The organism is Paracoccus haeundaensis (assembly GCF_006239215.1).
GTDB classification, from domain to species: Bacteria; Pseudomonadota; Alphaproteobacteria; order Rhodobacterales; family Rhodobacteraceae; genus Paracoccus; species Paracoccus marcusii.
In genome coordinates, this window is the sequence record NZ_VDDC01000013.1 from 36,124 (window position 1) to 61,489 (window position 25,366).

Genomic DNA, 25,366 nt, shown 5'->3' on the forward strand with positions numbered 1-25,366 from the left:
GGGGACCATCATGGGACGCATTACCCTTGAAGCAGTGACCAAGCGGTTCGGAGACGTCGAGGTCATCCCGCCCCTGAACCTGGACATCAACGACGGAGAGTTCGTGGTCTTCGTCGGCCCCTCGGGCTGCGGGAAATCCACCCTTCTGCGCCTGATCGCGGGGCTGGAGGACACGTCGGGCGGGCGCATCCTGATCGACGGCAAGGATGCCACCGACACGCAACCGGCCAAACGCGGCCTGGCGATGGTGTTCCAGTCCTATGCGCTGTACCCGCACATGTCGGTCAGAAAGAACATCGCCTTTCCGATGCGCATGGCGGGTGTGCCGCAGGACGAACAGGACCGCCGCATCACGGCGGCCGCCAAGGCGCTGAACTTGACCGATTATCTGGACCGCAAGCCGGGCCAGCTGTCGGGCGGCCAGCGCCAGCGCGTGGCCATCGGGCGGGCCATCGTGCGCGAACCGGCCGCGTTCCTGTTCGACGAGCCGCTGTCGAACCTGGACGCCGCCCTGCGCGTCGGCATGCGCCTTGAGATCAGCGAACTGCACAACCGCCTGAAGACCACGATGATCTATGTCACCCATGACCAGGTCGAGGCGATGACCATGGCCGACAAGATCGTGGTCCTGCGCGCCGGCAACATCGAACAGGTCGGCAGCCCGATGGAGCTGTACCGCGCGCCCAGGAACCTGTTCGTCGCGGGCTTCATCGGCAGCCCCAAGATGAACCTGATCGACGGGGCGGCGGCCGCGGAATACGGTGCCCACACCATCGGCATCCGGCCCGAACACATCGCGGTGTCGCCCGATCACGGCAAGTGGCGCGGGCGCGTCGGCGTCAGCGAGCATCTGGGATCGGACACGTTCTTCTATGTCGAGGACACGGGTCTGGCCGACACCATCACGGTGCGCGCGGGCGGCAACATCGACCTGCATCACGGCGACACCGTCTGGCTGACCCCGGACGACGCGCAGATGCACCGCTTTGACGCCACGGGGGCACGGGTGGCATGATGCTGTCGGGAAAGACCGCCCTGATCACCGGGGCCGCGCGCGGCATCGGGCTGGCATTCGCCCGCGCCTATCTGGATCAGGGGGCGCGCGTCGCCATCTGCGACATCAACCTGGAGGCCGCCCGCGCGGCGGCCGCGGGTCTGGGCGAGAGCGCCATCGCGGTGGCACTGGATGTGACCGATCAGGCCAGCATTGACGCCTGCGTGGCCTCCGTCGAACAGCAGTTCGGCGGCATCGACATCCTGATCAACAACGCGGCCCTGTTCACCGCCGCCCCCATCGCCGAGATCACCCGCGCCGATTACGACCGCATCATGGCGGTCAACGTGTCGGGCACGCTGTTCATGATGCAGGCCGTCGCGCGGTCCATGATCGCGCGCGGTCAGGGCGGGCGGATCATCAACATGGCGTCCCAGGCCGGCCGCCGGGGCGAGGCGCTGGTCGCGGTCTATTGCGCCAGCAAGGCCGCGGTGATCAGCCTGACGCAATCGGCGGGCCTGAACCTGATCGCCCACGGCATCAACGTGAATGCCATCGCGCCCGGCGTGGTCGACGGCGAACATTGGGACGGCGTGGACGCGTTCTTCGCGAAATACGAAGGCAAGGCCCCCGGCCAGAAAAAGGCCGAGGTGGGCGCCGCCGTCCCCTTCGGCCGCATGGGCACCGCGGCCGACCTGACCGGCATGGCGGTGTTCCTGGCATCCGACGGGGCCGACTACATCGTGGCCCAGACCTACAATGTCGACGGCGGCAACTGGCTCAGCTGACCGCCGCACCCCCTGCAATTCCCGGCCCCCCGCGCGCATCCTGCGCCGCGGCCACGGGGCGATTTGACGAAAGGTCCGATCATGGCCATCCAACTGACCCAATCCGCGCTGGCCGGGCTGCCCGACACCGTGGCACGCCCCGCCTATGACCGCAGCGCCCTGACGGCGGGCATCCTGCATGTCGGCGTCGGCAATTTCCACCGCGCGCACATGGCGTGGTACCTAGACCGGCTGTTCGCCCAGGGGCGCGACCACAGCTGGGCGCTGATCGGCGCGGGCGTGCGTCCGGGCGACGCCGCGATGCGCGAACGGCTGGCGGCCCAAGACTGGCTGACCACGCTGGTCGAGCTGGACCCCGCGGGCCTGTCCGCACAGGTGCTGGGCTCGATGATCGATTTCGTGGCCGTGGACCCTGCCGCCACCATCGCCGCGATGGCCGATCCGGCAATCCGCATCGTCTCGCTGACCATAACCGAGGGCGGCTATTACGTCGACGCCAAGACCGACGGCTTCGATGCCGGTCACCCCGACATGGTGCATGACGCGGGCGCGCCGGATGCGCCGCGCACAGTGTTCGGCATGATCCTGGCTGCGCTGCGGGCGCGGCGCGCGGCGGGGTATGCGCCCTTCACCGTCCTCTCCTGTGACAACCTGCCGGAAAACGGCCATGTCTGCGCGCGCACCCTGACGGGGCTGGCCCGCGCGCAGGACCCGGCGCTGGCCGATTGGGTTCAGGCCAACGTGGCCTTTCCCAACAGCATGGTCGATTGCATCACCCCGGCGACCAGCGACCGCGAGCGCGCCCTTGTCCGCGACCGCTTCGGCATCCAGGACGCCGCCCCGGTCGTCTGCGAGCCCTTCCGCCAATGGGTGCTGGAGGACAATTTCCCGCAAGGCCGCCCGGCGCTGGAGGCCGTGGGCGCGGAATTCGTCGCCGATGTCAGCCGCCACGAGCTGATGAAGCTGCGCATCCTGAACGGCGGGCACGCGGCCATCGCCTATGCCTCGGCGCTGCTGGGGCACCACTTCGTGCATGACGCGATGGCGGACGCGGACATCGCCGCCTGGCTGCGCGCGCTGGAGACGCGCGAGATCATCCCGACCCTGCAGCCCATTCCGGGCGTCAGCTATGACGAATACCTGTTGCTGATCGTCAGCCGCTTCTCGAACCCGGAAATCGGCGACACCATTCCGCGCCTGTGCCTGGACGGGTCGAATCGCCAACCGAAATTCATCCTGCCGACGTTGCGAGACCGGCTGACGGCGGGCGCGCCCATCGACGGGCTGGCGCTGGAGCTGGCGCTGTGGTGCCGCTATTGCGAAGGCACAACCGAGGCAGGCGCGCCGATCGCACCCAATGACGATGCCCATGCGACGCTGCGCGACCATGCGCTGGCGGCAAAGGACGATCCGCAGGCGTTCCTGTCCCAGCACGCGATCTTTGGCGATCTGGTGGGGTCCGCGCCCCTGGTCGCGGCCTTCGGCGACGCGCTGGCCGCGTTGCGCAGGGACGGGGTGCGGGCGACGCTGGCGGCCTATGTCGCGGGCATGCCCCACCGCTGAAAGCTGGCGGCCAGGTCGGGGCAATCGGCTGCGGCCTGGGCGGGCGTCAGGCCCGCGCCGGCCGCGGCCCAGGCATGGCGGATGGCGCGCACCCCGGCGGCCGGTCCGTTCGGATGACCGTGGATGCCGCCGCCGCCCAGATACATCAGATCCAGCGTGCCGCCCGTGCGCGCCCAGGTCTGGAACGCCTGACCGCCCCATTGCCCCGAACAGACCACCGGCAGCGCCCGGTCCGCCTCCGAGAAGATCGGCGTCGTGACGTCCGCAAAGGACCGCACGAAGCTGTCGTCACCCTCCCAGTATTTGGCGCCGATGCCGTTGATCTGGAACTGGTCGACGCCCAGCAGGCGCCAGATCTTTTGCCAGGCGCGGAACTCGAACCCCAAGCCCGGATGGCGCGTCAGCAGGTCCCACCCGTTGCGATGCGCGTGCAGGCACAGCGCCGACCGCCGCCGCAGGAAGGCCATCGCCCCCGGCCCGATCGAATTGATGTTCACCACCGCCGCATTGCCGCCCCGTGCCACGACGTGATCGTGGCGGCGCATCATCACGTCCGGGTCCGCCGATGACAGGCCGAAGGCATACATCACCCGCTTGCCCGTCCGCTGCGCATGGTCGCGGATCACCGCCATGACGGCATCGACCCGCGCCTCGAAGGGGGAATAGGCGGGCGACATCATCTTTTCGTCGTCCTTGATGAAATCGACCCCGGCCTCGCACAGCGTGCGCACGACCTCGGCCGTCTGATCCGGGGTCAGGCCAAGCGAGGGCTTGATGATCGACGCGATGATTGGCCCTTCCGCCACCCCGGTCAGGCGGCGAGAGCCTTCGAGGCCGAATTGCGGCCCCGGATGGGCGGCGAAATCGGGCGTCAGGTCGAAATCCAGCACCCGCATCCCGGTCAGGCCGCGCGCCGCGAAGAGGCCCCCCGTCGTCACGGTCAGCAGCGCCGCGATGTCGCCGCCGATGCTGTCGGGCGAAAAGGCGATGGTCGCGCGGGCGCGCCGCACCGGCCCTGCCCCTTCGGGCAGCGAGGGCTGGGGCAGGGGCTCCAGCAGGGTCACCTCCTCCACCCGCGCGGCATGGCGGGCGCGCAGGGCGTCGGTCTCTGCGGGCAGGTCGGTGAAGGTGCCGGTGGACTGGTCGGCGGCGATCTTTTCCGCCATGGCGCGCGGGTCGCCCGGGGTCTCCAGCAGATAGGTGACGCGGATCATGGCTGCTCCTGATGTCGGGGGCCGCCGCCGTCGCGGATCCAGCCGAAATAGTCGGTCGAGCCCATCTGCCCGCCCTTCAACGCGATCTCCAGCCCGTCATGCGGGCCGTCTCCATAAGCCCGGCACAGCGCCGCGCCGGGGATGGTGGGGGCCAGCGCGGTCAGCGCCGTCAGGCCCAGCTGCCGCATCGCGTGCCCCGAGGTGTCGCCCCCCGAGATCACTGCGCGGCGGATGCCCGACCCGCGCAGCACCCCGTCCAGGATGCGGCCCAGCCCCTCTCCGATGCGCCGGGCGGCGGTCTCGGGCGCCAGGCCGGAGGCCGACAGAGCGCTGCGGAACGCGCCGACCTGTGCGCCGTCATGGCCCGCAGCCGAATGGATCAGCGGGCTGGAGCCGTCACTTGCGGCACGCAGGGCGGCGGCGGTCAGGCGCGCGACCTCGGCCGCCAGATCAGCCTCGGACCCGCAGGCTGCCCGCGCGTCAAAGGGCAGCAGCGCAAAGCCGTGCCGCCCGGCCCAATCCAACTGCGCCGCCGTCACCGGCGAGACCGAGCCCGACACCGCCGCGATTTGCGCCACGCGCCCGGCCGAGGCGGGCGGGGGCGGCGCGGGCAGGTCGCCCGTCTGCTGCCAGTGGCGCACCAGCGCGTATTCGACCCCCTGGCTGCCTGCGACGAAGCCCATCCGCGCGCGGTTCCGCCAGATCAGCGCGCCCGCCGCGGCCTCGGATGCCGGGTCCATGCTGTCGATGGACAGGATGCGCGCGCCTTGGGCCAGCGCCTCCTCCAGCCGGGCCTGCGGGTCGGTGGCCAGCGCCTCCAGGTCGATCAGCGCGCCGGGCAGGTCGGTCTGCGCCGACAGATGGGCCAGCAGATCGGCTTCGGCCATGGGCGTCGCGGGATGGTGCGCCATGACCGGGTGCCGGTCCAGCCGGAACACCCCCTGCGGGCTGCCCGCGAAGAGATGCCCGAAGGCCTGATAGCGGCGCATGGCGGGGGCGGCGGTCAGCAGGGGCACGGCCCGGGACGGCCGCACCGACAGCCCCGCCGCGATGGCCGCGCCGATCGAGCCCAGATGCGGCGCCGAATCGAAGGTCGAGCAGATCTTGTAATGCAGGATCTGCGGCCGCCGCGCGTCCAGCGCGGCGAACAGCGGCGGCAGGTGTTCGGCCATCCAGTCCAGTCCCTGGGCGCGGGCGGTCGTGGCCAGCCCCACCGCCGCGCAATCCGCGAACCGCGCCATCAGCGCCGCTGTGGGCGGTTCGGTGAACAGGACCGATGGCAGGCCGGCGAAGGTCAACACCTCCATCACCGCGGCGGCGCCGGTGAAGTCGTCGCCCAGCCAGGCCAGCCGCAGATTGGTCATTCGCATCCCCTCTTGACGTAACGGAATAATTATCACCTCATCATACCAGTTAGGCAAGTGATTCCCGAAGGCCGGAGGAGACCGAGATGACCAAGGTGGCGCTGCTGGGGGCGGGCGGAAAGATGGGGGTGCGTCTGGCGACGAACCTGGCCCGGACCGATTTCGAGGTGGCCCATGTCGAGGTCAGCCCCGCCGGACAGGCCCGGCTGAAGGCCGAGACGGGGCTGGGCTGCGTCCCGCAGGAGGCGGCGCTGGCGGGCGCCGAGGTGGTGATCCTGGCGGTGCCGGACACGGTGATCGGCAAGGTCGCTGGCGCGGTCGTGCCGCAGCTGGCGCCGGGCACGATGGTCGTGGTGCTGGACGCGGCCGCGCCCTTTGCGGGCCATCTGCCCGAACGGGCCGACATCACCTATTTCGTGACCCATCCCTGCCACCCGCCGATCTGGAACGACGAGGACACGCCCGAGGGCCGGGCCGACCATTTCGGCGGGGTGGCCGCCAAGCAGGGCGTGGTCAACGCGCTGATGCAGGGCCCGCGCGAGCATTACGCCCTGGGCGACAGCATCGCGCGGGCGATCTATGCCCCCGTCGCCCGCAGCCATGAGGTGACCGTCAGGCAGATGGCCATGCTGGAGCCGGGCCTCTCTGAGACGGTCTGCGCCTCGCTGCTGGCGGTGATGCGCGAGGCGCTGGACGAATGCGTGGCGCGCAGCGGCGTCAGCCACGACTGCGCCCGCGACTTCCTGCTGGGCCATATGAACATTCTGGGCGCGGTGCTGTTCAACGAGCGCGAGGGCGCGTTCTCGGACGCCTGCAACAAGGCGATCGAGTTCGGCAAGCCGATGCTGATGCGCGACGACTGGAAGCGGGTCTTCGACTGGGACGAGGTCGAGGCCAGCATCCACCGCATCACCTGACATCGCGCGGCGGGCGGGGGAGCGTCCGCCGCGATCAGCAACACAAGGGAGGAGACCTTCGATGACCAAGATGATGACCGCCGCGTCGATGCTGGCCATGCTGCTGGGTGCGGGGCCGGCGCTGGCCCAGGCCCGCGTGATGAACCTGGCCTTCACCCCGCCCGCCGACAGCCATTACGGCGACGCGGCCCGCGCCTTTGCCGAGACCATCGCGGAACGGTCGGACGGCGCCTTCGAGATCGCGCTGCGCCCGGCAGGCGCCCTGGGCGGCGAGCGCGACGTGATCGAGGGGATGCAGATCGGCACGGTCGAGCTGGCGATCTCCTCGACCGGACCCATCGGCAACTTCGTCCCCGAGGTCTATGCCCTGGATTTCCCGTTCCTGTTCGACGACTACGCCAGCGCGCATGCGGTCCTGGACGGAGAGATCGGACAGGAGCTGCTGGCCAGCTTCCAGCCGCACGGCATCGTGGGCCTGGCCTGGGCCGAGAACGGGTTCCGCCACATCACCAACTCGGTCCGTCCGATCCGCGAGCCGGCCGACCTGGCCGGGCTGAAGCTGCGCACGATGGAGAACGAGGTCCATATCGCGGCCTTCCGCGCCGCCGGGGCCGCCCCCACGCCGATGAGCTGGACCGAGGTGCTGACCTCGCTGCAGCAGGGCACCATCGACGGGCAGGAGAACCCCATCCCCATCGTGACCGCCAACAACATGTGGGAGATCCAGGACAACATCACCCTGACGGGCCATGTCTATTCGCCCGCCGTGGTGGCCATGTCCGCGATCCACTGGGACGGCCTGACCGAGGAGCAGCAGGGCTGGTTCGTGGAGGCCGCGCAGGCCGCCGCCGCCGCATCGCGCCAGACCGTCGCCGCGAACGAGGAATCGGGCATCGCGCTGATGCGCGAGAACGGGATGGAGGTGATCGACGGCATCGACAAGGCCGCCTTCGCCGCCGCGGTCCAGCCCGCCTATGACGAGTTCGCCGACCGCTATGCGCCCGAGCTGATCGCGCGCATCCGCGCGGCGCAGGAATAGCGCTTCCGGCGGGGCCGTCCGCGGCCCCGTCCCGCGAACGGGGACATCATCATGAGACATGTCGAAGCCTGGGCCGAGGGCGTCGTCCGGCTGACCCACAACCTGGCCGCGCTGCTGCTGGCGGTGGCGACGGGGCTGGTCTTCTTTCAGGTCGTCACGCGGTTCGGCCTGGGCCATGCCGCAGGCTGGTCCGAGATCCTGGCCCGAGGCCTGATCATCTGGTCCACGCTGCTGGTCGCGGCGGCGGGCTTCCGCCTTGGCGCGATGATCCCCATCGACTTCATCCGCGGGTTGCTGCCCGCCCGCGCGCAGATCTGGGTGATCCGGCTGGTCACGCTGCTGACGCTGATCCTGCTGGCGGTGCTGGTCTGGCAGGGCTGGTCCATGACGCTGCGGGTGCAGGCGCAGCGGGTGGCGATGCTGGGCACCTCGATGAGCTGGTTCTATGCGGCGATCCCCCTGGGCGCGCTGATGGCCATTCCGGGCGTGCTGCTGCGCCATGTCGAACAGGAAAGGGAACGCCCGTGAACACCGCTCTTGCCGCAGGCCTCGTGGGCCTCTTCGCGCTGTCCGTGCCGGTGGCGGTGTCCATCGCGCTGGCCTCGATCATCGCGATCCACTTCTTCTCCAACCTGCCGCTGCTGGTCGTGCCGCAGAAGATGTTCACCGGGCTGGACAGCTTTCCGCTGATGGCGGTGCCGTTCTTCATCCTTGCGGGCGCGATCATGACCCAGGGGGGCATCTCGGCCCGGCTGGTCGATCTGGTGAAATCCATGGTCGGCAACATCCAGGGCGGGCTGGCCAGCAGCTGCGTGCTGACCTGCATGCTGTTCGCGGCCATCTCGGGGTCTTCGGTGGCCACGACCTTCGCGGTGGGGTCCATCCTGATCCCGGCGATGCTGCGCCACGGCTATCCGGTGGGCATGGCGGGCGCGATCCAGGCGTCATCCGCCGAACTGGGCGTGATCATCCCGCCCTCGGTGCCGATGATCCTCTATGCGGTCTCGACCGAGACCTCGATCACCCGGCTGTTCCTGGCGGGCATAGTGCCGGGGCTGATGATCGCCGCCGCGCTGGTCGTGATGGTCCAGATCTGGTGCCGCGTGAAGGGTCACGGCAAGCGGGACGGCGAGGGACGCCAGGCCATCCTGCCCGCCGCGCGCCGCGCCTTCGGGGCGCTGATGATGCCGATCATCATCGTGGGCGGCATCTATGGCGGCGTCTTCACCCCGACCGAGGCCGCCGCCGTGTCGGTCATCTATGCGCTGATCCTGTCGATCTTCGTCTATCGCGAACTGTCCTGGTCCGACCTGCCGGGCATCTTCCGCGCGGCGGCGGTGTCGTCCGGGGCGGTCATGCTGATCATCTCGGCGGCGGCACTGTTCAGCTTCCTGATCAGCCTGTCGGGCCTGCCCGGCGCCGTCGGCACCTGGGCCCAGGAGAATTTCGGCAGCGCGCTGACCTTCCTTCTGGGTGTCAACCTGCTGCTGCTGGTCGTGGGCATGTTCATCGAGACCAGCGCCGCGATCCTGGTGCTGGCCCCGATCCTGACGCCGGTGGCGATCAGCTTCGGCATCGATCCGGTGCATTTCGGCATCGTCATCGTGGTGAACCTGGCACTGGGCATGATCACGCCGCCTTTGGGGGTGAACCTCTTCGCGGCGGCCGCTGTGGCGAAGGTTCCGGTGCAGGCGCTGTTCCGGTCGCTGGTCTGGCCCATCGCCACGGTTCTGGTGATGCTGGCGGCGATCACCTATGTTCCCGCCATCTCCCTGGGGCTGGGCTGGTGGATGATGCCATGATCAAGGTCGGACTGATCGGCTGCGGCTTCTTCGCGGTGAACCAGATGCAGGGCTGGGCCGATGCCGAGGGGGCGCAGGTCACCGCGATCTGCGACCGCGACCCGGACCGGCTGGCCGCGATGGGCGCGCGCTTCGGCATCGCGCAGCGCTTTGACGACGCGGCGCGGATGATGCGCGAGGCGGATCTGGACGTGGTCGACATCGCCACGACCCTGCCCTCGCACCGCCCGCTGGTGATGGCGGCGGCCGAGGCCGGCCTGCACGCCATCTGCCAGAAGCCCTTTGCCGAGACGCTGGAGGATGCCCGCGCCATCGTCGCCGCGATGGAGCGCGCGGGCCGCGTCCTGATGGTGCATGAGAACTTCCGCTGGCAGTCGCCGATCCGCGCCGTGCTGGCCGCGCTGCGCGAGGGCGCGGTGGGGCGGCCCTTCTTCGGGCGGGTCAGCTTCCGGTCGGGCTATGACGTCTTCTCGGGGCAGCCCTATCTGGCGACCGATCCGCGCTTCATCATCCAGGATCTGGGCATCCATATCCTGGACATCGCCCGCGCCCTCTTCGGAGAGGTGGAACGCCTGTCGGCCAGCACCGCGCGCATCAACCCCGCGATCCGCGGCGAGGACGTGGCGACGATCCTGATGGATCACGCAGGTGGGGTGACGTCGGTCGTGGATTGTTCCTATGCGACGCGGCGGGACGAGACCTTTCCCCAGACCCTGATCGAGATCGACGGCACCGAGGGCACGCTGCGGCTGGAGGCCGGATACCGGCTGGTCATCGACCGCCGCGGCGACCGGCAGGTGCGCGACGTGTCGCCCCCGCTGCTGCCTTGGGCCGAACGGCCCTGGCACAACATCCAGGAAAGCGTCGCGCTGATCCAGCAGGACTTCGTCGCCTGCCTGCGCGAGGGCCGGGTGCCCGAGACCTCGGGGCGCGACAACCTGGCCACGCTGGCTTTGGTCGAGGCCGCCTATGCCTCGGCCCGCGACGGCAGCCGGGTCCGGCCGTGACGCGGACGCTCTCCTGCGGGCCGGCGCGGCTGGTGCTGGAGGGTGACCGCCTGCGCCACCTGCATCTGGACGGGGTCGAGGCGATCCGCGGCCTGGCCTTCCTGGTCCGCGACCGCGACTGGGGCACCGTAGTGCCCCGCATCGACGATCTGCGCCTGTCCGACGGGCCAGACGGCCCGCGCATCGCCTGGACGGCGCGGTATGACATGGGCACGGGCAGCGTGCGCGCCGCGCTGACGGTCGATCTGACGCCCGACGGGTTGACCGCGCGGGCGGTGATCGGGGCGCGGGGGCAGGTCTGGACGAACCGCACCGGCTTCACGCTGCTGCACCCGATCACCGGGGTCGCGGAGGTGCCGGTCACGGTCGATCACGCGGACGGCCCGCCCGAGCAGGCGCGCTTTCCCACGCTGATCGCGCCGTGGCAGCCCTTCATGGACATCACCGGCCTGACCCATCAGGCGGGCGGCTGGCGCGTCCATTGCCGCTTCGACGGCGACATCTTCGAGATGGAGGATCAGCGCCAGTGGGGCGATGCGTCCTTCAAGACCTACAACCGCCCCTTGGCGCAGCCCTGGCCCTACCGTCTGGAGGGCGAGACCATCCAGACCGTCACCATCCGCTGGACCCCGGCCGCGCCCGTGGCCCCGGTCCTAGGCCCGCAGACCCGCGTGGCCGACCCGCGCTTTCCGCAGACGGCCCTGGCCCTGACCGGGGCGGATGCGGCGCATCTGGCCCGCGCGCCGCAGGATCTGGCCGCGATCGGGGCGCAACGTCTGCTGTGCCATCTGGATGCAGCGGGCGATGTCGCGCGCGATCTGGCGAGTTTCGCCGCGCTGCAGGCGGCGTTGCCCGGCCCGGCCTATGATCTGGAGCTGCTGGCGCTCTGCGACCCTCAGGGCGACCCGCAGGAGGAGTTCGCCCGCCATGCCGCGGCGCTGGCGGCATCGGGCCTGGTCGCGGCCACGGTACTGGTCCATGCGCGGCCGGACCGGCAATCGACGCCGCCGGGGTCGGACTGGCCGCCCTGCGCGCCCTTGGCGCAGGTCCATGCGGCGGCGTGCGCGGCCTTCGCGGGGCATCCGGTGGGCGGGGGCGTGGCCGGCTTCTTTCCCGAACTGAACCGCAAGCCGTCGCCGCCGGGGCTGGCGGTCGTGACGCATGGGCTCTGCCCCATCGTGCATGCCGCCGACGATCTGTCGGTGGTCGAGGCGCTGGAGGCGGTGCCGCATATCCTGGCCACGGGGCGTGCCCTGGCGGGGGATGCGGACTATTGGCTGGGGCCCTCGACCATCGCCATGCGCCACAACCCCTATGGCAGCCGCACAATCCCCAATCCGGGGCGCGGGCGCGTCTGCATGACCGATGACGATCCGCGCCAGGAGAGCGGGTTCGCGGCGGCCTGGGCCTGCGGGCTGGCCGCGGCCATTGCGCCCGCCGGGCTGTCGGTCTGGACCCCGGCCGAGGTCCTTGGCCCGCGCGGCCTCTTCGCGCCCGATGGCCGTCCGCGCCCGGTGGCGGGGGTCGTGGCCGCGCTGGCGGTGCTGGCCGGCGCGCCGGTCCATGATGCGCGGGGGGGCGATCTGGTGCGGCTGCATCTGGGCGGGCGCGTCCTGCGCGCCAACCTGACGCCCCATGCGCAGGCGGGACTGGCGCCCTGGGGCTGGGATCAGGACGACGCGCCGGATTTGCAGGCGGGCGCGGGCCGCCCTAAACCATGGGCATGATGCAACCGACCGACCCCTCCGACCGAATCGTCCGGCGCAAGCTGTCCGACCAGGTGTTCGACCGCCTGCGCGACATGATCGCCAGCGGAGAGCTGCCGCCCGGCGCGCCGCTGCCGTCGGAACGCGACCTGATGGAGCGGTTCGGCACCGGCCGCCCCGCCGTGCGCGAGGCGCTGCAGCACCTGCACACCATGGGCCTGATCACCATCAGTCACGGCGAGCGCAGCCGCGTCAACGCGCTGAGCGCGGACAGCGTCCTCAGCCGCGTGGACGACGTGGCGCGGATGCTGCTGTCGTCGGAGCCCGACCAGCTGGACCACCTGAAGCAGGCGCGGCGGATGTTCGAATGCGGGCTGGTGCGCATGGCCGCCCAGACCGCGACCGAAGACGACGTGGCCGAGCTGCGCGACCTGATCGCCGCGCAGCGCGACTGTCTGGGCGATGCCGCGCGCTTTGTCACTCAGGACATGGCGTTCCATGCGCGCATCGCGGCGATTTCGGGCAACCCGATCCTGGTCGCCACCAGCCAGTCGATGCTGCGCTGGCTGTTTCAGTATCACGGCGTGCTCCTGCACTGGTCGGGCAACGAGCAGGTCACCCTGCGCGAGCACGAGGCCATCACCGACCTGATCGCCGCGCATGATCCGGACGGCGCGGTGGCGGCGATGCAGGCGCATCTGGACCGCTCGGTGGGTCTTTACGCGCATCAGAACGCCCAGGGGTGAGCGGGGCGCGCATCCTGCTGCTGGGGGCGGGGCATGCCAATCTGCTGGCGCTGCCGCAGCTGCGGGCGGCGCTGCCGAAGGCGGCCGTTCTGCTGGTCGACATGGCCGAGCACGCGACCTATTCGGGCATGTATCCCGGCCTGATCGCGGGCCATTACCGCGCCGACCAGCTAAGCGTCGGGCTGGCGGATTTCGCCGCGCGGCACGGGGCGGGTTTTCTGCGCGCGCGTATCACCGGGATCGACCCGGTCGCGCGCCAGGTGACGGCCGAGCAGCCCTGCGGCACGGCGCAGCGTCTGGATTATTCCCAGGCCGCGCTGGATGTGGGCAGCCAGGGCGTCATGCCTGAAATCGCGGGGTTTCTTGACTATGCGCGTGCCGTCAAGCCGCTGCGCGCCGATCTGCCGTTGCCCGACCGGGGCCTGCCGTCGGTCGTGATCGGCGGCGGCGTGGCAGGGGCCGAGATCGCGCTTGCCCTGTCCCATCGCCAGCGCGCGCCCGTCACTTTGGTCGAGGCCGGGCCCCGCATCGCCGCAGCCCTGACGCCGCGCGCCCGGACCCTGCTGCGCCGCGCACTTGACAGGGCAGGGGTCGCGGTCCTGACGGAGGCGCGCGTGCATCGGGTCGCGGCCGATCACGTGGTGCTGGCCGACGGACGGCGGATCGACAGCGCCCTGACCCTGGGCATCGCCGGCGCGCGTGCGCCGGACTGGTTGGCACGCGATCTGCCGGTGGACGAGGCGGGCTTTGTTTGCGTGGGGCCTTGCCTGCAGGTGCCTGGCCATCCCGACCTGTTCGCGGCCGGCGACTGTGCCTTTATGACCCACGCCCCGCGCCCAAAGGCCGGTGTCTTTGCCGTGCGCCAGGCGCCCGTGCTGGCGGCGAACGTGGCCGCGCGGCATCTGGGCCGCCCCTGCCGGGCGTTCCGGCCGCAGCGGGATTATCTGAAGATCATCTCGCTTGGCGGGCAGGAGGCGCTGGCCCAGTGGCACGGCATTGTCCTGCAGGGCCGCTGGCTGTGGCGGGTCAAGGACCGGATCGATCGGGGGTTCATGGCGCGCCTGAAGGGCTAGGCCGTCGATGGCCGTCGGGATCGATCGATTTGGTCACGTTCGACGGCGCCCCGGTAACGGATCGGAAACCTGTGGCTGCTATCCCGGCGGGACAGACCTCTTTCCCGACCAACCCCCAAGAGAGGGGCAAGCATGCCGTTCCGTTCCATCTCCATCCGCGCCAAGCTGGCCCTGTCCGCCGCCGCGCTGACCGCCTTTGCCATCGTCGCCGTGATCGCGCTGACGACAAGCCTGATGACGCGCGATTCGGCCCGCGAATCCGAGGCGCATGCCGGCGCGCTGATGACCGGCTATGCCGCGACCATCGCGCAGGAGGTCGGCAGCGTCATCGACACCGTCCGCACCGGCGTCGCCGGGATCGAGGGGGCGATCGCCGACGATCCCGCAAATCGCGACGCGCTTGCCTCTATCGTCACCACGATCCTGCGCACGCGTCCCGATCTGGTCGGCATGACGCTGGCGCTGGAACCCGACGCGCTTGGGCCGGATGGCGCCCATCTGGGCAGCCCCTATGCGGATGCCGCCGGGCGGTTCGTGCCGTATTTCTTCTACGCCCCTGACGGAAGCATCGGCATCGAACAACTGGACATGCGCCCCGAGGCCGGGACCGACAGCTGGTACGACCGGCCGCTGCGCGAGGATCGCAGCCTGATCACGCCGCCCTATCTGTACCCCGTGAATGGTGCCGAGGTGCTGATGACCACCGTCAGCGGCGTGGTCCGCGACGGCACGCGGCCGGTAGGCGTGCTGACCGGTGACGTATCGCTGGACCGGCTGTCGGCGCGGATCGAGGAGCTGCGTCCCTTTGGCGACGGTCGCGTGCGGCTGGTCAGCTCCGGGGGGCTGTGGATCGCGCATGAGGACCGCGCGCTGCTGGGCCAGCCGGTGCAGGCTGCGGACCAGGCGTTGATGGCGGCGGGACCGATGCACTACGCTGAGGTGGAGGGGCAACAGTCGATGGTCCTGACAGGGTCAGTCGCCTTTCCCGGCATGGACGAAAGCTGGACCCTGATGATGCATGTGCCGCGCGCGACCGTGATGGCGCACGTCACCCAGACGCGCGACCGGGCGGTTCTGACCGCGGCGCTGATGCTGCTGGGAACGCTGGTCGTCGTCTGGTTCGGCGCGCAGATCATCTCTCGTCCGATCGAGGGGATGACGGCGGCGATGACCCGTCTGGCGGATGGTGACCTGGAGACGCCGGTCCCCCATGCCGGCCGCGGCGACGAGATCGGGGCGATGGCCGGGGCGATGCAGGTGTTCCGCGACCGGGCGCTGACTGCCCGGCGTCTGGAGGCCGAGGCCGAGGCCGCGCGCGACGCCCGCGACCGCGACGCCCGCGCCGAGGCCGAGCGTCAGGCCCGCGTCGTGCGCGAGATCGGCACCGGGCTGGACCGGCTGGCCGCTGGCGATATGACGCATCAGATCGCCAGCCCCGCGCATGATCCCTTTCCGCAGGGCTATGATTCGCTGCGCCTGGCGTTCAACGGTGTCGTGGGCGGTCTGTCGGACACGATCCGCCGCATCACCGACGTCGCCAACCAGGTGCGCGGCGGCGCGGACGAGATCAACATGGCCGCCGGAGAGCTGTCCAGCCGCGCCGAGACCCAGGCCGCCACACTGGAACAGTCCGCCGCGGCCCTGAACCAGATGAACGAGAGCCTGCGCCAGACCGCCGAACGCGCCCGAGAGGCGGAGCGCGCCAGCGGCCAGAACCGCGACATCGCCCAGACCAGCGCGGCCGTCGTGGCCGATGCGGTCACCGCCATGCAGGGCATCCAGCGGTCGTCGGAACAGATCACCCGCATCATCGGTGTCATCGACGACATCGCGTTCCAGACCAACCTGTTGGCCCTGAACGCGGGCGTCGAGGCTGCTCGAGCCGGAGAGGCGGGTCGCGGCTTTGCGGTCGTGGCCTCCGAGGTGCGGGGCCTTGCGCAGCGCGCGGCGGAATCCGCGCGCGAGGTGCGTGGCCTGATCTCGCAAAGCGCGGCGCAGGTCAGGACCGGGTCCGATCTTGTGGGCCGGACGGGCGACAGCCTGGGGGTCATCCTGCAGAAGGCGTCGGACGTGTCCGAACAGATCGCGGCCATCGCCCTGGCCACCGCCGAACAGTCCATCGGCCTGTCCGAGATCAACAGCGGCGTGAACCAGCTGGACCAGGTGACCCAGCAGAATGCCGCGGTGGCAGAACAGGCGACGGCGGCGTCCATGTCGCTGCGCCAGCAGGCCCAGGTCCTTTCGACCGAGATGGGGGCATTCACCGTGACCGATCAGGCACCGCCCGCCCAACGCCCGTCGCTTGCACCGGACTTTGCGGTCGAGGCGCGCCCGATCCGGGTCGCGGCCCCGGCCGGTCGAGGGCAGATGCTGGAGTTCTAATGCCGCGCGATGCCGCCCGCATAAGCGCATGCTTGTGCGGGCGGCCGATTCGTGGTATGCGCCGCCCTGCGGACCGGGCCCCTCTGGCAGCATGATCGTCACGATCGGCTGCGATGTCGGACCGCATCGAGCGTGCTCGGTGCATCGGTGGCCCTTCCGTCGTCCCTTGCCCCGCACATTTTCAGTCTTGCGAGGGCATCGTGGAACTTCTTCTAAGCGAATTCTTGGGCAAGCCCATCTGGATGTGGCTGCTTTTCATGGGGCTGGTCATCGCCCTGCTGGTCTTTGACCTGGGAGTCCTGAACAAGGACGACCATGAGATCGGGATCGCCGAAAGCCTCAAGCTGTCGGCCATGTACATCACCTTGGGCATCGCCTTTTCGGGCTTCATCTACTGGACGATGGGCGGGGAGGCCACGGCGCAGTACCTGACCGCGTTCATCGTCGAGAAGACATTGGCGATGGACAACATCTTCGTCATCGCGCTGATCTTCAGCTTTTTCGCGATTCCGCGCGAATACCAGCACCGCGTGCTGTTCTGGGGCATCCTGGGCGTGATCCTGCTGCGCGGCATCATGATCGGCCTGGGCGCGACCATCGTCGAGAACTATCACTGGGTCCTGTACCTGTTCGCGGCCTTCCTGATCTTCACCGGCATCAAGATGCTGTTCGCCAGCGACGATCACACGGACATGGCCGACAACAAGGCGCTGAACTGGCTGCGCCGCCGCATGCGCGTCACGGACGAGCTTCACGGCCATGCCTTCACGGTCAAGATTCCCGATCCCAAGACCGGCAAGCTGGTCCGCTGGGCCACGCCCCTGCTGCTGGCGCTGATCGTGATCGAGATCGCGGACCTCGTCTTTGCTGTCGACTCGGTTCCCGCGGTGTTCACCATCACCACGGACCCGTATTTGGTCTACACCTCGAACATCTTCGCGATCCTGGGCCTGCGGGCGCTGTACTTCGCGCTGGCCGCGATCCTGCACCGCTTCGCCTATCTGAAATACGCGCTGTCGATCCTGCTGATCTTCATCGGTTCCAAGATCTTCATCGCGGACCTGATGGGCTGGGAGAAGTTCCCGCCGTCCTGGTCGCTTGGGATCACGTTCTTCATCCTAACGGTGGGCGTGGTCGTGTCGCTGGCCAAGACCCGCGGCCAGTCTCCCGAACCGCTGCCCTTCGGCGAGAACCGGAACTGACCCGGACTGTATGCTTTCCGCGTCGGCGCCCGAAAGGCCGCCGGCGCAAGTTCCGCTGTTCCCCTAGCGTGTTGACGAAACATTCCGAACGCGCACAGTGACCTGTCTTGGACGCAGAGAAGGCGCGCATGGGTGATCGTCAAGATTACCGAGCCGGGAGAAAATTTCATCCCGCCGTCATTGGGCAGTGATTTTAGATCGCCTTTAATCGGTCGCATCGGTTCCGAGCATGATGATCGGCTTCGTCACTAGTCCAGGCTTCATTCTCGGCGTCAGAGTAAGTCGTACTCGTAACGCTATCGGGCAATATCCGAGTTCCGACAAGTCAGTGTCCTCTCGCGCGTCCGTAGCTGGACGCCAGCAAGACCGCGGGGTCAGTATGGATGCTGCGGCACAATTTGATGATAACCTGTGACGGCATCATGGGATAAGAAACGTTTCCAGCGGCGCTTTTTCCTGTTCCGCTTTTTATAGATTCAGCCCTTCTGTCGGTTTTGCGATGGAAAGGAGGAACGCGCAGACCATGCAGAGATTTGCTGGTTAGGCTTACAGAGCATGCCATCCTAAAAAACGATATGCATGCGTGTCGCGTCGTTAGGACTGCTACACTGCCAAGGTCTTCGTGCGAGTGACTAGTCTCGCCTCGACAAGGACGTGAATGCTTTCTCCGCCGAGAGGCGTAGGAATGAAGGCCTCTGTTGATCGTTCACCACCGTGCTTTTACACAGGTCAATCCAACGAAAGCGGCTGACTGGCTGCATACTGTCGGCCCGAATGACGGCAGGGCCCTCTGGCAGGTTTATCACGACGTGCGACGACGCCGGAGGTCGTGTTCCGTCGCTTTACCAAGAACACAATTACAACTGCCATAACGTCCGTTTGTCAGGGCAGCATACTGTCTCAACATTATCGACGCACGACAGGAGCAACCTTGTCGTGATCATCACATTGAGCAACGATCCTCCTGTAAAACTGCGCTTAGGCCGTAGTGCCGTGGCTGGACGGAACTGGCTATCCGTCGATGGGTCACCTCAGCGAACCAAGGCGTGAGATTAGCATCAGCAACAATCCAGACCCGGAATTCAGATGATGACTTGCTTTTCTGCAGCGCCACAATCCGCGCAGGGCGTCCAGGAATCACCGCTATAGTGTTTTGCAAAAGCATCCGCAGAATGGCGTGTTGCATAGATATGCGACTGTCGGCACGGGCGGCACCAGTCATCGTCGTTCAACCATGTACGGTTCGATAACCGCGACTGTGCCCAAGGAATGCCCGGCGCGAGGTCAGGATCTTCTGTGGCGCTGGTATCGGCACCGACCCACGCATCTGTCAGCGCTCGCCGGAGCGCCGGGCTTGGGTCGGTAGAGACCGACGGGGAGCGCGGGTCGGTGCGGTCTTTACAGCTGCGCTATAACGGCCGTGGTGATGGCGTCGGTGGTGTCGCGGCCGGGGCGGGTGCCGATGCCGCGGGCGGTGGCGGCCTCCAGTGCGGCCATGATGCGGGCGGCGGGGGCCGTCTGGCCCAGGTGGTCCAGCATCATCGCCGCCGACCAGAACGCCGCCATCGGGTTGGCGATGCCCTGATCCGCGATGTCGGGGGCCGAGCCGTGGACCGGTTCGAACATCGACGGGTTGCGGCGCGTCGGGTCGATGTTGGCCGAGGCCGCAAAGCCCAGGCCCCCCTGGATGGCCGCGCCCAGATCCGTCAGAATGTCGCCAAAAAGGTTCGAGGCCACGACCACGTCCAGCGTTTCGGGCGCCATGACCATCCGCGCGCACATCGCGTCGATGTGGTAGCGGGTGACAGCGACGTCCGGGTATTCGGCGGCCAGTTCGTCGGTGACCTCGTCCCAGAATACCATGCTGTGGCGCTGCGCGTTCGACTTCGTGACCGAGGCCAGCTTGCCCCGCCGTGCCTGCGCCTGTTCGAAGCCGAAGCGCAGGATGCGTTCCACGCCAGCGCGAGTGAAGATCGAGGTCTCGACCGCGACCTCGTCAGGTGTGCCCTGATGGACGCGGCCGCCAGCGCCGGAATATTCGCCTTCGGTGTTCTCGCGGATGCAGAGGATGTCGAAATTGCGGGTCTTCAGCGGACCCTCGACGCCGGGCAGCAGGCGGTGCGGGCGTATGTTGGCGTATTGGACGAAGGCCTTGCGGATGGGCAGCAGCAGCCCGTGCAGCGACACGGCATCGGGCACGCGGGCGGGCCAGCCCACCGCGCCCAGGAAGATGGCGTCGAAGCCGCGCAAGGTCTCGATCCCGTCCTCGGGCATCATGCGGCCGTGCTGCAGGTAATGATCGCAGGACCAGGGAAAGCTCTCGGTCGCGATGTCGGCGCCGCTGGCCTCCATGACGCGCAGGGCGGCCTCGGTCACGGGAATGCCGATGCCGTCTCCGGGGATCAGGGCGATGCGGTGGGTCATGGAAGGCTCCTCAGATTTCATTCGGCACGGTCTTGTGTTGGCCACGTTCGCGACAGGCCGTGCAGCCCGGATCGCTGCCGATGCCCGGTTACTCGCAGGCCCCGGCCGGCAGAGCATGATTGCACCAGCGACCATGGCGGTTGATCCGGACCGTGCCTGTCCGGAGCCGCCGCATGGCCGGTGACGGGGCGCGTGTAAAGTGCCGGCGCAGGGACCCTAGGTCGGATAGGCCGACAGGTCCATGGCCTGACCCGCGTTGTCAAAGCTGCACGGCGTCAAGAATGCGCTGAAAGCCCTCGTCCGGATGAAGTGCCAGTCAGGTGCCGCATTCGACCGGAATGCCGGGGACGCGGAGATGTCCGGGGCGGTACATCCTGGATTGCCCGATCACCGCCTAAGCGGAGCACCGCGCGTGGATTCCGCAGTCATCGTCACGGAAAGCGATGGGCGGGCCGGCGCTGTCACTTATGGCATCCGGTGGAGGGAGTATTGGAAGCGAGCAGCACATAGGAACCAGCCGCCGGTCGATCACACGACCCCGCGGGTGGGCGATGTTGTTGAGATCACAGAATGCAGCGATGATCGACTAGCCTGGAGCCACTGCCCCATCTCAGAATAGGGAATCCTTCACGAAATACAGTCGTGCGGGGCGACTGATCCGCTTTGTCCCATGATTTTTAGGCAGCCATGGCAGCGCCGGGCGGGGGCGGGGTTCGGCGGCCCGTCTGCGAGGGCCGTTGCACGCGGATTGCGTCCCGCGGTGGCCGGGGGCTACGCGCCCCCGGACCCCCCGTGGGCGCACGGTTACGCCACTGGTTCCGTATGAACCGCATCGTTTTGGACATTCTTGCATTCGACCGGTCTGCGGACGGACGACGCGTTGCGGGATATTGTGCACTTCAAGGATAGGGCAGGAGCACATCGTGACATCTGGAACCGGTGCCGACATGACGGCGCCCGAAACCGAGGGGGGTGCATTGGGCGCGCTTTTGCCGGCGCTGGCGCTGGCGCTGGCGGGGCTGGTTGCGCTGGCGGGCCATGCATTGACCCGCCCGGGCGCGCCGGGACAGTTCCTTGTTATGACCAGTCCCGGCCTGCATCGGGCGCAGGTTCTGGACCTGGTCCATGCCGCCGGGGGCGGGGTGATCGCCTTTGGCGCGCTGCCCGGCCTGTCGGTCGTGCTGTCGGGCGACGACGGGTTCGAGGACCGCGTCCGCCAGCGGGGCGCATGGCTGGTGCTGCCCGCGCCGGGATCTTTGGGATGCGTCGCGTCGGACGCGGAGGGGGCACGATGAACGTCGAACTGAACGCGCTGCGGGCGCGCTATGGCCGGATGCTGGTCACGCTGTTCTGGGCTCATGTCCCGGTAATCGGCCTGGCCGCGCTGTGGGTGGGCAGCATGTCACCGTTTACGGCGATGGCACTGGCCGGGGGGCTAGCCGCGCTTTATCACCTGCTGTGGAGGCTGCGCCGCACTCGGCCGGTGACGCGCAACATCGCCGCCGTGGCCCTGGTGGGCGAGCCTGCGCTGTTCCTGTTGGTGTTCGAGGGGCACGCCTGGCAGATGGACATGCACATGTACTTCTATGCCGTGCTGGCGCTGAACCTGGCATGGTTCGATCGGTCGGCCCTGATCATGTCGGCGGCGGCGATCACTGTGCATCATCTGGTGCTGTTCTATCTGCTGCCGAATGCCGTGTTCTCGACCGACGGCGACGTGGCGCGGGTGCTGCTGCACGGGGCCATCGTGGCGTTTCAGACCGCGGTTCTGGTCTGGGTCAGCGACAAGGTCGTCCAGTCCTTCGACCGCATCGGCAAAATGAGCGATGAGATCGTGGCCAAAAGCGCCGCCCTGGAGGAACGCACCCGCGAGGCCGAGGAGGCGAACCGCACCAAGAGCATGTTCTTGGCCAACATGAGCCACGAGATCCGCACCCCCATCAACGCCATCCTGGGCTTTTGCCACCTGGTCCAGCGAACTACGCTGGAACCGCGCCAGCGCGAGCATGTCAGCCGGATCAGCACCGCGGGGGGCGTCCTATTGCGCCTGATCAACGACCTGCTGGATTTTTCCAAGAACGAGGCGGGGGCGCTGACCCTGGAGGCGCGGCCCTTCGACCTGCGTTCGGCGATGTCATGCCAGGTCCAGATGGTGGCCGACACCATGGCCGCCCGCCGCCTGACCTTGCGCCAGGAGATCGACGAACGCCTGCCCGAGATGCTGGTCGGGGATGAGCTGCGCCTGAACCAGGTGCTGCTGAACCTGTTGAGCAACGCGACCAAGTTCAGCGAGGATGGGGAGATCGTGCTGACCGCCCGCCTGGTCGAACGGCAGGACGACCAGGCCCGGGTCGAGATCTCGGTCAGCGATTGCGGCATCGGCATGACGCCCGACCAGGTCGGCCGGCTGTTCACGCCGTTCACGCAGGCCGACAGCTCGACCACGCGGCGGTTCGGGGGGACGGGGCTGGGGCTGGCGATCTGCAAGCAGATCGTCCAGCAGATGGACGGCTGGATCCGCGCGGAGAGCGTGCCGGGGCAGGGCAGCCGGTTCACCTTCTCGCTGTGCCTGGGGATCGGACAGGTGGAGGCCGCCGAGGCGATCCTGCCCTGCAGCGCGATCCGCGCCCTGCGCATCCTTATCGCGGATGACAGCCCCATCGCGCTGAAGATGCTGGAGGCGATCTTTGCCCGCTGGCAGATCCGGGTGATCCTGGCGCCCTCGGGCCGCGCGGCGCTGGACATGGTGCAGGCGGCGGATCAGCGGGGCCATCCCTATGACCTGGTGATCCTGGACTGGAAGATGCCCGATCTGGACGGGCTGCAGACGCTGCGCGCGCTGCGGCGGGTGGGTCTGCGGCGGATGCCCGCCACGATGGTGATGACCGCGCACGGCGTCGACGCCGTCATGGCCGAGGCCGGCGGAGAGACGATCGACCTGTTCCTGGCCAAGCCCATCAACGCGCGCAACCTGCTGGATGCGCTCAAGCAGCTGCCCGGGCTGGCCGAGCGCCATGTCCCCGAGGTCGCGCCCGTCCTGCCCGCCGCCCCCGTGCTGCCCGAGGCGATGCGCGGTCAACGCGTGCTGCTGGTCGAGGACAATCCGATCAACCAGGAGATCGCGGTCGCGCTTTTGGGCGATGCGGGCCTGCTGGTCGATTGCGCCGAGAACGGGCTTGTCGCCTGCCGGATGGTCGAGGCTGGTGCGGCGGGCTATGCCGCCGTGCTGATGGACATGCAGATGCCGGAGATGGACGGGCTGACCGCCACGCGGCAGATCCGCCTGACGCACACGGCCGAGGCCCTGCCCATCATCGCGCTGACCGCGCATGCCTATGACGACGAACGCCGCGCCTGCATGCAGGCGGGGATGTGCGATCACGTGACCAAGCCTGTCGATCCCGCGCGCCTGATCGCGGTGCTGTCACGCCACATGCGGATCGTGCCCACCGCCGCCCCCCCGACCCTGCGGGCCGAGGGGGTGGGTGCCGCGGACCTGCCCGACCACCTGCCGCCCTTCGACATCCCCGCCGCGCTGGCACGGGTGAACGGCAAGCGGCCGCTGCTGCGCCGCCTGATCCTGTCCTTTGCCGAAGGGAACCGCGATGCTGTCGCGCAGATCGCGCAGCTGATCGCCGACGGACGACGCCAGGACGCGCATCGCGCCGCCCATACCCTGAAGGGGGTCGCGGCCTCGCTGGAGCTGCCCCGGATCGCGGCCCTTGCCGGGCAGATCGAGGCGTCACTGCAGGCCGATGACACGATCGGCTTCGACGCGCTGTTGGCGCAGCTGTCCGGCCCGCTGGCTGCGGCGATCGCCGCCGCCGACAGCCTGACGGCGGCGGCGGGCACGCCCTACGCGGCCGCGTCGCCGCCCACCCCGGCCGGCGACAGCGCGCGGATCGCCCAGCTGCGCGGCCATCTGCGCGACCAGGTCCGCCGTCGCAGCATGGCCGCCCGTGCCAGCTTTGACGCGCTGGCCGAGGCGCTGCAGCTGGACCGCATGGCGATGGACGACCACCCCGTGCGCCGCGCGCTGCTGCGGCTGGATTATGCCGCGGCAGATGCGCTGCTGAACGGCCCCCACCCCGACACCGGTCAACCAGGGATATGAACATGGACAACCGCCCCGTCATCCTTGTGATCGACGACGAACCCGCCAACATCGAGATCGTCACCGCCGTTCTGGAGGACGAATACGAGATCTGCTTTGCCCTGTCCGGCGAACAGGCCGTGCAGGTGGCCCGCGAAAGCAGGCCGGACCTGATCCTGCTGGACGTGGTGATGCCCGGCATGGACGGCTATCAGCTGTGCCGCATCTTCAAGGCCGATCCGCTGCTTAGCGACATTCCGGTGATCTTCGCCACCGCCCTGGGCGATGACGAGGCCGAGTTGCGCGGGTTGGCAGTCGGTGCGATCGACTATGTCACCAAGCCGATCCGCCCGGCCGCCCTGCAGCGGCGCGTGCGCAACCACGTCCAGATGAAGCGGATGCGCGACCAGTTGACCGAACAGGCGCTGCGCGATCCGCTGACGGGGCTGGCCAACCGGCGCATGCTGGAACGCCGCCTGCAGGCAGAGCTGCACCGGCAGGCGCGCGACGGCGGTCTGATCGCGGTGCTGATGCTGGATATCGATCACTTCAAGGGCTTCAACGACAGCTATGGCCACCCCGAGGGGGACATCTGCCTCAAGGCCGTGTCGCAGGCGCTGGCGCAGGCGATCCGCCGGTCGGGCGACCTGTGCGCGCGCTATGGCGGCGAGGAGTTCGCCTGCATCCTGCCCGGCACCGACCTGGACGGCGCCCTTCACCTGGCCGAGACGATGCGCGCCGGCGTCGAGGCGCTGGCCATCCCGCACCGCGCGTCGCAGGTGGGGCAGGTGGTGACGATCAGCATCGGCGTCGCGTCGGGGCGTTGCGACATGGGCAGCGACAATGCCTTCTGGCTGACCGGGGCCGACCGGATGCTGTATCGCAGCAAGCTGGCCGGGCGGAACCGCGTCAGCGGGCAGGTGATGAGCGCCGATCACCCGCTGCGCGACGCGTCCGCGCTGGACGGCCCGGTCGTCGGGGATGTCAGGGCGGGCTAGGCCCTTCCCGTCGGGCCGGCCGTCAGATTGGCATTGAATGCCGGACGGGCCTGC

The 25,366-nt window shown here is 68.7% G+C and carries 19 protein-coding genes; 16 read left to right on the forward strand and 3 right to left on the reverse strand.

Going from position 1 to position 25,366, the window contains the following annotated elements:
* Positions 1 to 10 precede the first annotated feature (10 nt).
* The 3 genes from FHD67_RS08220 (at position 11) to FHD67_RS08230 (ending at position 3,345) form a co-directional block, all read left to right on the forward strand.
* The gene (locus tag FHD67_RS08220) at positions 11 to 1,015 is read left to right on the forward strand and encodes an ABC transporter ATP-binding protein (protein ID WP_139598418.1); all 1,005 of its coding nucleotides are present in this window, start codon (positions 11 to 13) and stop codon (positions 1,013 to 1,015) included.
* Positions 1,012 to 1,782, forward strand: a complete 771-nt coding sequence (locus FHD67_RS08225) for an L-iditol 2-dehydrogenase (protein ID WP_139598419.1) — start codon at positions 1,012 to 1,014, stop codon at positions 1,780 to 1,782. Before FHD67_RS08220 ends, FHD67_RS08225 begins: the two co-directional genes overlap by 4 nt.
* 81 nt (positions 1,783 to 1,863) lie before the next feature.
* A complete protein-coding gene (locus FHD67_RS08230) occupies positions 1,864 to 3,345 on the forward strand; it encodes a mannitol dehydrogenase family protein (protein WP_139598420.1) in 1,482 nt (493 codons plus the stop codon).
* On the opposite strand, the gene oiaX is transcribed toward FHD67_RS08230, so the two are convergent.
* Positions 3,318 to 4,559, reverse strand: coding sequence for a 3-oxo-isoapionate-4-phosphate decarboxylase OiaX (gene oiaX, locus FHD67_RS08235; RefSeq protein WP_139598421.1), 1,242 nt, complete (start codon positions 4,557 to 4,559; stop codon positions 3,318 to 3,320). The two genes, FHD67_RS08230 and oiaX, sit on opposite strands and share 28 nt — an antisense overlap.
* On the reverse strand, positions 4,556 to 5,923 hold the full coding sequence (locus tag FHD67_RS08240; protein WP_139598422.1) for a four-carbon acid sugar kinase family protein: 1,368 nt from the start codon (positions 5,921 to 5,923) through the stop codon (positions 4,556 to 4,558). Before FHD67_RS08240 ends, oiaX begins: the two co-directional genes overlap by 4 nt.
* A gap of 86 nt (positions 5,924 to 6,009) precedes the next feature.
* Between FHD67_RS08240 and FHD67_RS08245 the strand changes: the two genes are divergently transcribed.
* The 10 genes from FHD67_RS08245 (at position 6,010) to FHD67_RS08290 (ending at position 17,797) form a co-directional block, all read left to right on the forward strand.
* On the forward strand, positions 6,010 to 6,840 hold the full coding sequence (locus FHD67_RS08245) for a phosphogluconate dehydrogenase C-terminal domain-containing protein (RefSeq protein ID WP_046001021.1): 831 nt from the start codon (positions 6,010 to 6,012) through the stop codon (positions 6,838 to 6,840).
* Between the two features lie 61 nt (positions 6,841 to 6,901).
* A complete protein-coding gene (locus FHD67_RS08250; protein ID WP_246071265.1) occupies positions 6,902 to 7,879 on the forward strand; it encodes a TRAP transporter substrate-binding protein in 978 nt (325 codons plus the stop codon).
* 51 nt (positions 7,880 to 7,930) lie between these two features.
* Positions 7,931 to 8,407 carry a TRAP transporter small permease gene (locus FHD67_RS08255; protein WP_139598423.1) on the forward strand — a complete coding sequence of 159 codons (477 nt, stop codon included), beginning with the start codon at positions 7,931 to 7,933 and terminating at the stop codon, positions 8,405 to 8,407.
* The gene (locus FHD67_RS08260; RefSeq protein WP_139598424.1) at positions 8,404 to 9,681 is read left to right on the forward strand and encodes a TRAP transporter large permease; all 1,278 of its coding nucleotides are present in this window, start codon (positions 8,404 to 8,406) and stop codon (positions 9,679 to 9,681) included. The genes FHD67_RS08255 and FHD67_RS08260 overlap by 4 nt, the downstream gene beginning before the upstream one ends.
* Positions 9,678 to 10,688 (forward strand): Gfo/Idh/MocA family protein, encoded by a 1,011-nt coding sequence (locus tag FHD67_RS08265; RefSeq protein ID WP_139598425.1) that lies wholly within the window; start codon positions 9,678 to 9,680, stop codon positions 10,686 to 10,688. Before FHD67_RS08260 ends, FHD67_RS08265 begins: the two co-directional genes overlap by 4 nt.
* Positions 10,685 to 12,415, forward strand: a complete 1,731-nt coding sequence (locus tag FHD67_RS08270) for a D-apionate lactonase family protein (RefSeq protein ID WP_139598426.1) — start codon at positions 10,685 to 10,687, stop codon at positions 12,413 to 12,415. Before FHD67_RS08265 ends, FHD67_RS08270 begins: the two co-directional genes overlap by 4 nt.
* Positions 12,412 to 13,140: a transcriptional regulator NanR gene (locus tag FHD67_RS08275; protein WP_139598427.1), complete on the forward strand. Its 729-nt coding sequence runs from the start codon at positions 12,412 to 12,414 to the stop codon at positions 13,138 to 13,140. The genes FHD67_RS08270 and FHD67_RS08275 overlap by 4 nt, the downstream gene beginning before the upstream one ends.
* A complete protein-coding gene (locus tag FHD67_RS08280; RefSeq protein ID WP_139598428.1) occupies positions 13,137 to 14,213 on the forward strand; it encodes an FAD-dependent oxidoreductase in 1,077 nt (358 codons plus the stop codon). Before FHD67_RS08275 ends, FHD67_RS08280 begins: the two co-directional genes overlap by 4 nt.
* A 132-nt stretch (positions 14,214 to 14,345) precedes the next feature.
* Entirely contained in the window at positions 14,346 to 16,595 is a 2,250-nt protein-coding gene (locus tag FHD67_RS08285; protein WP_052715292.1) for a methyl-accepting chemotaxis protein, read from the forward strand.
* 200 nt (positions 16,596 to 16,795) lie between these two features.
* On the forward strand, positions 16,796 to 17,797 hold the full coding sequence (locus FHD67_RS08290) for a TerC family protein (RefSeq protein WP_045983577.1): 1,002 nt from the start codon (positions 16,796 to 16,798) through the stop codon (positions 17,795 to 17,797).
* 1,398 nt (positions 17,798 to 19,195) lie between these two features.
* On the opposite strand, the gene FHD67_RS08295 is transcribed toward FHD67_RS08290, so the two are convergent.
* Complete coding sequence (locus tag FHD67_RS08295; RefSeq protein ID WP_046001016.1) at positions 19,196 to 20,221, reverse strand: tartrate dehydrogenase; 1,026 nt, start codon at positions 20,219 to 20,221, stop codon at positions 19,196 to 19,198.
* 923 nt (positions 20,222 to 21,144) lie between these two features.
* Between FHD67_RS08295 and FHD67_RS08300 the strand changes: the two genes are divergently transcribed.
* Genes FHD67_RS08300 through FHD67_RS08310 form a run of 3 tightly spaced genes read left to right on the forward strand, consistent with a single transcriptional unit; the run spans position 21,145 to position 25,312 of the window.
* A complete protein-coding gene (locus FHD67_RS08300; RefSeq protein ID WP_139598429.1) occupies positions 21,145 to 21,516 on the forward strand; it encodes a hypothetical protein in 372 nt (123 codons plus the stop codon).
* Positions 21,513 to 24,335 (forward strand): response regulator, encoded by a 2,823-nt coding sequence (locus FHD67_RS08305; RefSeq protein ID WP_139598430.1) that lies wholly within the window; start codon positions 21,513 to 21,515, stop codon positions 24,333 to 24,335. Before FHD67_RS08300 ends, FHD67_RS08305 begins: the two co-directional genes overlap by 4 nt.
* Positions 24,336 to 24,337: 2 nt before the next feature.
* A complete protein-coding gene (locus FHD67_RS08310) occupies positions 24,338 to 25,312 on the forward strand; it encodes a diguanylate cyclase (protein WP_218062288.1) in 975 nt (324 codons plus the stop codon).
* Positions 25,313 to 25,366 lie beyond the last annotated feature (54 nt).